A 7,403-nucleotide genomic window follows, 5' to 3' on the forward strand; every position below is an offset into this window, starting at 1 on the left:
TCAGAACCTCATCCCACGGGTGGTGTGGGTGGCCATACGGTTCTCGGGGCAGTTGTTCCTGCCGTTGACGAGCACGGCGCCGTAGTTCTCCAGGCTGATGCGGCCGCCGTACTCCTCGATGTGGTCGCTGCCCGGGTAGATCTGCACGGACGACGGCACATAGCGGGAGGCGAAGCCCATCCGCATCTCGTTGGTCCTGCCGAGGTGCGGGTGCGAGGCGTGCATGAGCGTCGACCAGAACACGATGAACTGGCCCGGCTTCATGATCTGCGAGACGGCGGCGTTCTCGTCGGGCTTCCAGTCGGGGTCGATCTGCAGCTGGCGGTAGTCGTAGCCGAAGAAGCCGCGGCGCACGCCGTCCTTCTCGACGCCGCTGAGCCGGTCCGGGTCGTAGTGCATGCGCTTGGTCTCGTCGTAGTTCATCTGCTGGTGGGTGCCGGGGATGAACTGCAGGCAGCCGTTCTCCTCGGTGGCCTCGGTGAAGGCGGTCCACACGGTGATCGTGCCGCCGAACCCGGAGGCGTCCGGCCACAGGATCTGCGGCTTGCCCGAGGCGTTGGCGAAGGTGTCGGCCTGGTGCCAGTCGGTGCCCTCGTCGCCGGGGTGCTTGGGGAAGAACTCGGTGCGCCAGCAGTTGACGTCCGGGCCGAGGATGGAGACGACCCGGTCGACGATCTCGCGCCGTCCGATGTGCTCGGCGAGGAAGTCATGGTCGAGGTGCCGGTCGTAGTTGGAGATGTTGGTGCCGGCCGAGATGGCGTCGGCGTCCTGGTAGACGGCGGCGCTGCGGTCCAGGAGTTCGAGCCGTGTGCTGCGCCAGCGCTCCTGCATCTCCTCTGGCTTGTAGAGCGTGAAAGGCCCGATGAAGCCCTGCCGGTGGAAGCGCTCGACCTCTTCGGGGGAGAGCGAGAAGTCGGTCCTGGGACGGGACGTGGCGCTAGTCATCCTGCTTCTCCTTAACGGTGTTCCTGACGGCGTCGGCGAGGGCCGCGACGGTCGCGCCCCGGCTGAGCACACCGACCTTCAGCGACAGCTGGAAGTGCGCGTTGACCTGGTTGACCATCTGGACCAGCGAGAACGAGGTGCCGCCGAGGTCGAAGAAGTCGTCGCCGTCACCGATGTCGGCGGCATCGGCGGTGTCGAGCAGTCCCGCCCAGATCGTGCGCAGCTCGTCCTCCACGGAGGCGGCGGCCTCAGTGGCCGCGGCGGGGCGGCCCGGCCGCTTGGCCTTGAACAGCTTGTCCAGGGCCTCCTGGTCGAGCTTGCCGTTCATGGTCAGCGGGATCGCGTCGATGAAGACATACGCCGAGGGGGTCATATGGCCGGGCAGCGCGGCGGCGGTGTGCTCACGCAGCCGGGCGGTGAGCTCCTTGCCGTCGCCGGGGTCCGTGCCCGGGACGACATACGCGACCAGGCGCGGGTCGCCCGCGGCGAAGTCTGCGGAGCCCACCACGCATTCACGTACGTCCGGGTGGCGGGCGATACGGCTCTCGATCTCACCGGGCTCGATGCGGTAGCCGCGCACCTTCAGCTGGCGGTCGGCGCGCCCGGCGTAGGCGTACTGGCCGGGGCTCGTCTGGACGCCGAGGTCGCCGGAGTCGTACCAGCGCGTCGTGGTGCCCTGGTCGCCGGAGCCGTGGTCGCCGGTGCGCTCGTCGCCGGGGCGGTGCGGGAAGCGTTCCGCGGTGAGCCGCGGGTCGCCCAGGTAGCCGCGCGCGAGGCCCGGTCCCGCGACCTGGATCCGCCCCTCGGCGCCGATGGGCAGGGCCCGGCCCGCCTCGTCGACGATCTCCACCTTCAGGTCGGGAAGAGGGGCGCCGATGGGGCTGGGGCCGTCCGTGGTGAGGTCGGCCGCGGTGATCCGCTGCCAGGTGACATGCACCGTGGTCTCGGTGATGCCGTACATGTTGATCAGGGCGGGCCGGTCCAGGCCGTGGCGCTCGGCCCACGGGGCGAGCGCGCGGTGGTCGAGCCGCTCGCCGCCGAAGACGACATAGCGCAGGGCGGGCAGCTCGACGGCGCTCTGCGCTTCGGCGGCGGCGAGGTTGCGGAACGCGGAGGGCGTCTGGTTGAGGACCGTCACGCGCTCACGGCCGAGGAGTTCGAGGAACGCCTTCGGGTCGCGCGCCGTCTCCTTGTCCACCATGACGAGTCGGCCGCCGAAGAGCAGCGCGCCCCAGATCTCCCAGACGGAGAAGTCGAAGGAAGCGGAGTGGAAGTTGCACCACACGTCGTTCTCGTCGAAGCCGAACAGGGGGTGCGTGGTGGTGAACAGGCGCACCGCGTTGCGGTGTTCGATCATGACGCCCTTGGGCTGCCCCGATGAGCCCGAGGTGAAGATGATGTACGCGAGCCCCGCGTCGTCCGGCTGCGGCGGCACCGCGGCGGCGTCATCGGGGCGGCTGTCCTCGGGCCGGGCGTCCACCGGGATCACCGTCCGCGAGGCGATCAGTCCGGCGCTCGCGGCGTCGGCGACGACGAGCGTGGCGTCGCTGCTGTCCAGGATGTACTCGCGCCGGTCGGCCGGATAGGACGGGTCGACGGGCACATAGCCCGCGCCGGCCTTGAGGATGCCGAGCAGCCCCACGACCAGTTCGGTGCTCCGCTCCGTGCAGAGCCCGACGCGCTGGTCACGTCCGGCGCCCGCGACACGGAGCACCTGGGCGAGACGGTCGGAGCGCCGGTCGAGCTCCCGGTAGGTGAGCCGGGTGCGGCCGTCGACGACGGCGACGGACTCGGGGAAACGCTCTACGACGCGCTTGAATATCGCCTCAAGTGTGAGAGGCACGGCACCGGGCTTGAACTGCCCAGGAAGTTCGCCGACAAGTTCAGCGGAATTCATGGATATCGCTGCCCCTTCGCGAATGACAACGCACGACAACTCACTCGGACACCATGGCGATTCACTAAATTGGTAGCGGCGGCGACAGGGCCGGTCAACGATGGATCTTCGATCCGACGCGTTCTTGGCAACTCGGCGCGGCCACTTGCGACTTGGTCGAGTCGGGGAAGTGCACAGGCGCCACAGAACCCCGGATTCCCTTGGCATTACGGCGCCGGTACCGTTCGGGCCACGTACGCTCCGGGCCCGCTCCCACCGCGGACCCGCTTCCGTAAAGGATTCGCCAAACCGCCGGGGAGGTTTACCCCATGGCTTGCGAGAGCCTGCTTGTCTATGATTTGTCAGCCGCGGAATCAGCCCAGATCAACGAATTGATCAATGCCCTTGAGAAGGCTGGTCATGATCCGGGAGATCCACTATTCCACGATCAGACCTGGAATCACATCGGCCAACTCCCCACGGAATTGCGGGCTTTCCTGGAGGACTTTCGCCGCAATGACCCGGCGGCCGCCTGCAAGATCCGCGGATTTCCCGTCGACGACACGGCGGTCGGCCCGACACCGCACAGCTGGGCCGAGGCGGCGGCGTCGACGAGCACCCGCCGCGAAGAGCTGTTCATGGGGCTGCTCGGCCGCTGCCTGGGCGATGTCTTCAGCTGGTCGACCCTGCAGGGGGGCCGGCTGATCCACAATGTGCTGCCGATCGCCGGCGAGGAGAGCGAGCAGAGCGGCCACGGCAGTGAGGTGCTCCTCGAGTGGCACACCGAGGACGGCTTCCATCCCTACCGCTGCGACTACCTGGCGCTCTTCGGCGTCCGCAACCACGATGCCGTGCCGACCACGCTGGCCTCGGTGCGGGATGTGCGGCTCTCCGACGACGTCCGCCGGGTCCTGTCCGAGCCGCGGTTCCACATACTCCCGGACGACGAGCACCTCAATCAGCTCGCCGAGCGCGAGCCGGACCACCCGGGCCTGCAGCGCATGCTGCGGATGCGGAACACCCCGATCCCGGCGGCGGTCCTGTTCGGTGCGCCCGACTCGCCGTATCTGCGGGTCGACCCGTACTTCATGACGTGTGTGGAAGGGGACACCGAGGCGGAGAAGGCGCTCGCCGTGCTGGTCACGGAACTGCGGCGGGTGCAGCGTGACGTGGTCGTGGAGGCCGGTTCGCTGCTCGTCGTCGACAACTACCTGGCGGTGCACGGGCGCCGCGCCTTCACCGCGCGCTACGACGGCAGGGACCGCTGGCTGAAGAAGAGCATCATCACGCGCGATCTGCGCAAGTCACGGGACACCCGGGAGACGGCGTCGTCACGCATCCTCTACTGAGACGTGCGCGTCCTGCGGCCCTCAGCTGAGACGTGCGCCCTGCGGCCCTCAGCTGAGACGTGCGCCCTGCGGCCCTCAGCTGAGACGTGCGCGTCCTGCGGCCCTCAGCTGAGACACGCGCCCTGTGACCGGCCGCGCACGGGGCGGGGTCCGAGCCGGGGCCGGGGCCTCATATCCGCCAGGCGCGGAGCTGTTCCGCGGCCAGATACAGATCCGTGCCGCCGGTGCGAATGGCGCGTACCAGATCCGGGAGCTCGCCGTACGGCGGATCGATGCCCTCGCCCGACTGCCCCATGTACTGGGCGGCGACGATCGCGGCGAACAGCGAGTTGTGCTGCGGCAGCGGTTCGAGCCGGACGATGGTGTGCAACAGCGCGGCCGCGCGCCAGGCCGCGTCCGGGTCGGAGGCGGCCAAGGTCGGCATCTTGGTCTTGTGCCGGGCGACCGCGGCCACAAGCGCCGAGTAGTCGGCGACGCTGACGTCTTCGGGAACGGCCTGTTCCTGGACGTCGAGGAGCCAGGAGACGTCGACGTAGAGAATCATCAGGCGGCGTCGGCTCCATGGGTGCGGACCGCGGCCTCTTCGGGGAAGGCCTCGTCGAACTGGGCGCGGAGCTTCTCGGCCCACTCGGTGGCGCCGGCCACGAACTGCTTGCGCTGGTGCTCGCGTACGCCGAGGTCGTGCAGATACTGCTTGAGGCTCTTGCCCTCGGCGGCCGCGGCCGCCCGGACCCCTTCGAGCTCTTCCTCGGTGAACGGGACGTTCAGGGATGGCATACCCCCATGGTACCTAGGTGGTACCAGCGGCGGAACCGTTGCCTCGGACCTGTTCCGCACACCCTCTGGGCAGGACCGTCTCAGACCCCGATCGCCACGGGCGGCTCCTCCGGCTCGCTCCGGGCCGGCTCGGTCCGCGAGACCGTGAGGGCGCAGAGCAGCAGTCCGCCGCGGCAGAGCCAGCGGCCTTCCCAGGTGCGTACGCCGGGGGTGTGCGGCGGGGGCTGCGGGATACGGACGCGGGCGGTGTAGCGGGGGCTCTGGGCGCTGAAGGTGAAGGTGGCGTCCTCGAAGTCGAGGCGCTGCCCGGTGAAGGGGTACCAGCTCTTGTAGACGGTCTCCTTCATGCTGAAGAGCAGCCGGTCCCAGTGGATGCCGGGGGCGCTGGTGGCGAGTTCCCCGATGAGGCGCTGTTCGGCGGGCAGCGCGATGGTTTCCAGCACCCCTTCGGGGAGCGGCGCGTTCGGCTCCGCATCGATGCCGAGCATGGTGATGTCGTCGGTGCGGGCGAGGGCCGCGGCCCGGTAGCCGGTGCAGTGGGTGAGGCTGCCGAGGATGCCGTCGGGCCACTGCGGCGCTCCGTGCGGATCGGGGAGCACCGGCGATGGCGCCCGGCCGAGCCGGGCGAGGGCACGGCGCGCGCACCAGCGCACGGTGGCGAATTCACGACGCCGGATGACCTTCGCCTTCTTGATGACGTCGAGTTCCTCGGGATAGAGCGGGAAGTCCGGCAGGTCGTGGAAGGCCTCCACGGCGACCACACCGGACGGCAGCAGTTCTTCGATCATGCTCTGCGGACCTTTTCCGGGCCGGGCGCCATGGCGGCGTCCGGCGGGGTTCCCGGGAGGATGCGGCGCAGACCGGTACGGGGGTGGGCGGGCCGGCGCCATTCACGGGGGTAGCCGACGGAGACCTCTTCGAAGCGCACACCGTCGTGCCAGGTGGTGCGCGGGATGTGCAGATGGCCGTAGACGACGGCCTCGGCACGGAAGCGCCGGTGCCAGTCGGCGGTGCGGACGGTGCCGCACCACTGGGCGAACTCCTGGTGGTGCAGGAGCCCGGTGTTCTCCCGGATCAGCGGGAAGTGGTTGACGAGGACCGTGGGCAGGTCCGGATCGCACTCCTGCAGCCGCCGTTCGGTGCGGGCGACCCTGGCCCGGCACCACGCGTCGCGGGTCGGGTAGGGGTCCGGGTGCAGCAGGAACTCGTCGCTGCAGACGATGCCCTTGTCGTACGCGACGGCCAGGGACTCCTGCTTGGTGGTGGTCCCCGGAGCCCGGAACGTGTAGTCGTACAGCACGAAGAGGGGGGCCACGGTCACCGGGCCGCCGCGGCCTTCCCAGACGGCGTAGGGGTCTTCCGGAGTGAGTACGCCGAGGCTGCGGCAGAGTTCCACGAGGTGGTCGTAACGGTCCTGGCCGCGCAGTTGCAGGGGGTCATCGCGCGGAGTCCACAGCTCGTGGTTGCCCGGCGCCCAGATGACTTTGGCGAAGCGTTCGCTGAGCGCGGTCAGGGCCCATTCGATGTCCGTGGACAGCTCGCCGACATCACCGGCGACGATCAGCCAGTCGTCGTCGGAGGCCGGCCGCAGACAGTTCGCGATCTTCTTGTTCTCGGCATACGCGACATGCAGATCGCTGATGGCGAGCAGGCTGCCGCTCCCCCGGCCCCCGTTCCCGGTCACTCCGGGTCCTTGATGTCGCAGATGGCGGCGCCGGAGGTGAGGGAGGCACCGACTTCGGCGGTGAGTCCCGTGATGGTGCCGGCCTTGTGGGCGTTGAGCGGCTGCTCCATCTTCATCGCTTCGAGCACGACGACCAGGTCGCCTTCCGCGACTTCCTGACCCTCTTCGACGGCGACCTTGACGATCGTGCCCTGCATCGGGGAAGCGAGGGTGTCGCCGGAGGCGGCAGGGCCCGACTTCTTCGCGGCCCGCCGTTTCGTCTTGGCTCCCGCGGCCAGACCGGTACGGGCCAGGGACATGCCCAGGCTCACCGGCATGGAGATCTCCAGGCGCTTGCCGCCGATCTCGATCACGACGGTCTCGCGGCCCGTCTCGTCCTCTTCCGTCTCCGAGGGGGTGGCCGCGAACGGCTTGATGTCGTTGACGAACTCGGTCTCGATCCAGCGGGTGTGGACCTTGAACGGGTCTGTGGAGCCGGTCAGTTCGGGCCCGAAGGCCTCGTCGACGACGACGGCCTGGTGGAAGGGGATGGCGGTGGCCATGCCCTCGACCTTGAACTCGGCGAGCGCGCGGGCGGCGCGCTGCAGGGCCTGCTGACGGGTGGCGCCGGTGACGATCAGCTTGGCGAGCAGCGAGTCCCAGGCGGGGCCGATGACCGAGCCCGACTCGACGCCCGCGTCCAGGCGGACGCCGGGGCCCGAGGGCGGGTCGAAGAGGGTGACGGTGCCCGGCGCGGGCAGGAAGCCACGGCCCGGGTCCTCGCCGTTGATCC

8 protein-coding genes are annotated in these 7,403 nt (G+C 69.4%); 1 reads left to right on the forward strand and 7 read right to left on the reverse strand.

Annotation, left to right across the window (positions count from 1 at the left end):
• Together ACFQVC_RS41565 and ACFQVC_RS41570 are read right to left on the reverse strand one after the other, a co-directional pair.
• Positions 1-945 (reverse strand): chlorinating enzyme, encoded by a 945-nt coding sequence (locus tag ACFQVC_RS41565; RefSeq protein ID WP_381841686.1) that lies wholly within the window; start codon positions 943-945, stop codon positions 1-3.
• Positions 938-2,842 (reverse strand): amino acid adenylation domain-containing protein, encoded by a 1,905-nt coding sequence (locus ACFQVC_RS41570; RefSeq protein WP_381841689.1) that lies wholly within the window; start codon positions 2,840-2,842, stop codon positions 938-940. Before ACFQVC_RS41570 ends, ACFQVC_RS41565 begins: the two co-directional genes overlap by 8 nt.
• Positions 2,843-3,150: 308 nt before the next feature.
• Here ACFQVC_RS41570 and gntD point away from each other — a divergent pair, with 308 nt between their 5' ends.
• Positions 3,151-4,170, forward strand: a complete 1,020-nt coding sequence (gntD, locus tag ACFQVC_RS41575; protein WP_381841692.1) for a guanitoxin biosynthesis L-enduracididine beta-hydroxylase GntD — start codon at positions 3,151-3,153, stop codon at positions 4,168-4,170.
• A 169-nt stretch (positions 4,171-4,339) separates the two neighbouring features.
• Here the strand turns inward: gntD and ACFQVC_RS41580 are convergent, their stop codons facing one another.
• From ACFQVC_RS41580 to ACFQVC_RS41600, 5 genes are all read right to left on the reverse strand, one after another.
• A complete protein-coding gene (locus tag ACFQVC_RS41580) occupies positions 4,340-4,714 on the reverse strand; it encodes a toxin Doc (RefSeq protein ID WP_381841695.1) in 375 nt (124 codons plus the stop codon).
• Complete coding sequence (locus tag ACFQVC_RS41585) at positions 4,714-4,947, reverse strand: hypothetical protein (RefSeq protein ID WP_381841698.1); 234 nt, start codon at positions 4,945-4,947, stop codon at positions 4,714-4,716. Before ACFQVC_RS41585 ends, ACFQVC_RS41580 begins: the two co-directional genes overlap by 1 nt.
• Before the next feature lie 80 nt (positions 4,948-5,027).
• Positions 5,028-5,735 (reverse strand): 4'-phosphopantetheinyl transferase family protein, encoded by a 708-nt coding sequence (locus ACFQVC_RS41590; protein WP_381841701.1) that lies wholly within the window; start codon positions 5,733-5,735, stop codon positions 5,028-5,030.
• A complete protein-coding gene (locus tag ACFQVC_RS41595) occupies positions 5,732-6,631 on the reverse strand; it encodes a metallophosphoesterase family protein (protein WP_381841704.1) in 900 nt (299 codons plus the stop codon). Before ACFQVC_RS41595 ends, ACFQVC_RS41590 begins: the two co-directional genes overlap by 4 nt.
• On the reverse strand, positions 6,628-7,403 hold a 776-nt coding region (locus tag ACFQVC_RS41600), incomplete at its 5' end, for a biotin/lipoyl-containing protein (RefSeq protein ID WP_381841707.1). The genes ACFQVC_RS41600 and ACFQVC_RS41595, both read right to left, overlap by 4 nt.

This window comes from Streptomyces monticola (assembly GCF_042665355.1).
GTDB classification, from domain to species: Bacteria; Actinomycetota; Actinomycetes; order Streptomycetales; family Streptomycetaceae; genus Streptomyces; species Streptomyces monticola.